At 39.5% G+C, this 2,133-nt stretch carries 3 protein-coding genes; all 3 read left to right on the top strand.

Features of this window, described 5'->3' with window-relative positions; genetic code table 11:
• The coding region (locus tag ACQEXR_RS19970) for a hypothetical protein (protein WP_427021015.1) at positions 1–199 on the top strand (199 nt) is incomplete at its 5' end.
• Positions 200–444: 245 nt separating this feature from the next.
• Positions 445–612, top strand: a complete 168-nt coding sequence (locus ACQEXR_RS19965) for a hypothetical protein (RefSeq protein ID WP_427021014.1) — start codon at positions 445–447, stop codon at positions 610–612.
• A gap of 4 nt (positions 613–616) precedes the next feature.
• The gene (locus ACQEXR_RS19960) at positions 617–1,414 is read left to right on the top strand and encodes a CPBP family intramembrane glutamic endopeptidase (RefSeq protein ID WP_427021013.1); all 798 of its coding nucleotides are present in this window, start codon (positions 617–619) and stop codon (positions 1,412–1,414) included.
• Positions 1,415–2,133: the final 719 nt, after the last annotated feature.

Raw genomic sequence — 2,133 nt, 5'->3', positions numbered from 1 at the left:
TGCTGGTTCGGTAATGAACGCTCTTGCCTCATGGCTAGCGTGGATGATGCAACGAGTGGTATTCATGCGCAGTTTTTTCCCTCAGAAACATGATTCACCCAGTGCTGAAAAAGTATTGGGCTGGTCACCGACTTATGGGTATGAGTGTTTTCAATACCAATGTATAGCGCATTATCAGCCTTGTGACTTTGCTAGATAGGAACGCATTTCCTGTTCGGGTACCATGCCACCGCCGGTTACCCATACGAGGTGAGTCGCGTTGTTCATAACGGAATTGTCAGGCTTAAAGGACAGGCACCATTAAATGTTAATAATTTATTGCGAGTATTTGCTTTACATCTGTTTATTGTCACTTGCTAGATAAGGAAATATCAATGAATGTATTATCAGAAAGCGCTCTCTCACAGGTAACGGGAGCATCGCGCGCTTTTCGCGATAGCCTGGATGTCAGATAATTATGGTGACCTGTCTAACGCGCAGGCTAAGAGAAATTACGAGCGTTACCGAGAGCGCCGTGATAGAAGTGGCGATCGAACTGCGAGATCACGTCCTCGAAGTGATATGAACTCACCAGGCGATCAACGTTCAAGTGATAGACGAGGTGGTCGTTAATACCATGTTAAAGATTGCTATATTAATTATTTTTATAGCTGCAAGTGCCTCGCCCCTCGCAGGGCACTTGTTTTTTATTCTCTACGATTCTAGTGAAATACTTGGACAGTTTGACGTTAGTGTTCTTTTATCTTACTGGGTGATTATTGTTCATTTAAGCCGTGTTACTTTCGCTATGGCACTATTCGGGCCGCTTTCGAATAATGGTATTCCTACTGCCCCACCTTTTAAAAAATCGATGATAGTAGCGACTCTATATTTTCCCCTTTCTATAGCTGTCTTTTATTTTTCGACCGCTCTATCTTACACCTTTGATTCAAACTATATCTTAAATCAGCTCAACTATTATCAGCCCATGTTTAAAAATGATGGAGGGGTGATCAACTGGCTAAGCGTAATTGAGTCTGCCTTGTTATTTTGTGTTCTTGTGCCTGTGTTAGAAGAAGTAATTTTTCGTGGATATCTGTTAAAGCAGTGCCTAAGTAGGTTTGGCTTAACCATCTCTATTTTTATTTCATCGGTTTGCTTTGGTATGTTGCATCAAGACATTTTGCATGCATTCGTTATGGGTGGCGTTTTAGGATGGATATTTTATAAATTTGGCTTGCGAGTATCCATTGTTACCCACTGCATACACAATTTAGTTCTACTCGTCGTTAATGTTCTCTATTTTGAGATCGAGGGTAACTATGCATTACCTTCTTTGGATAGTTCACCATATATACCGAGCATCCCCCAAGTCGTTGCGATTCTTTTTTTAGTGATCTTTTCAAAGTACATCTATCGAAGCATTATTAAGTAACTGATCCTCAGTGTGACCGCATGAGTGTTTAATTTTTACCCACCGCGTTTAGGCCTTCACTCTTAAAGGACAGGCACCATTAAATATATCGTGATACACCTTCGCCAATTCAAAATATGCATTATTTAGCCTACAGATTTCCGTAGAGAGTTGATCCTCTAATTTGGTAAGTTTGTTTAAGGATTTAACTGGTAGACAATGATTATTAAAGGTAAGTATGAAAGGTAAAAGCCTAGTTGCCAATTAACTCGGTGTCCAAAACTGCTGGTGCGGATAAGTGCTTGGCAATGCAATGCGCTTTTAAGCTGTAATTCATTTTCTAACGATTCATCTGCTCTGCAAGGCTACTTTACTTCCAGAAATAGCTTCTAATGGAGAATCTAAGTGTATGGTATTTGTTTTAAAGGGTAAACTTTCGAATTGAACATCATTGAAATAATGAACACTGACTTTTGATAGGATTATGCTAAAAAAGTTTATGGATGGAATATGGATTATAAATACCCCCAAGAGAAATCATAGACCCAGAAGAAGAGAAAAAGTCTATGGTGGAAAGTCAGATTACGCGTTGTTGAAGAAGTTTGGGGTAATGAATAAATGTTGGATTGGTTGATAGCTGTTGTCGGTGTTGTTGCTATTGCGTGGTGCTTTCCAGCGATAGTTATATTGCCAGTAATTTCATTAGGGAGTTTTAAGTATATTATCTTTATGGATAAGCA

It is taken from the genome of Vibrio sp. TRT 2004 (assembly GCF_050113735.1).
Lineage (GTDB): Bacteria > Pseudomonadota > Gammaproteobacteria > Enterobacterales > Vibrionaceae > Vibrio.
Note: the sequence above shows the minus strand (reverse complement) of the source record. Positions and strands in the feature narration are given on the sequence as shown.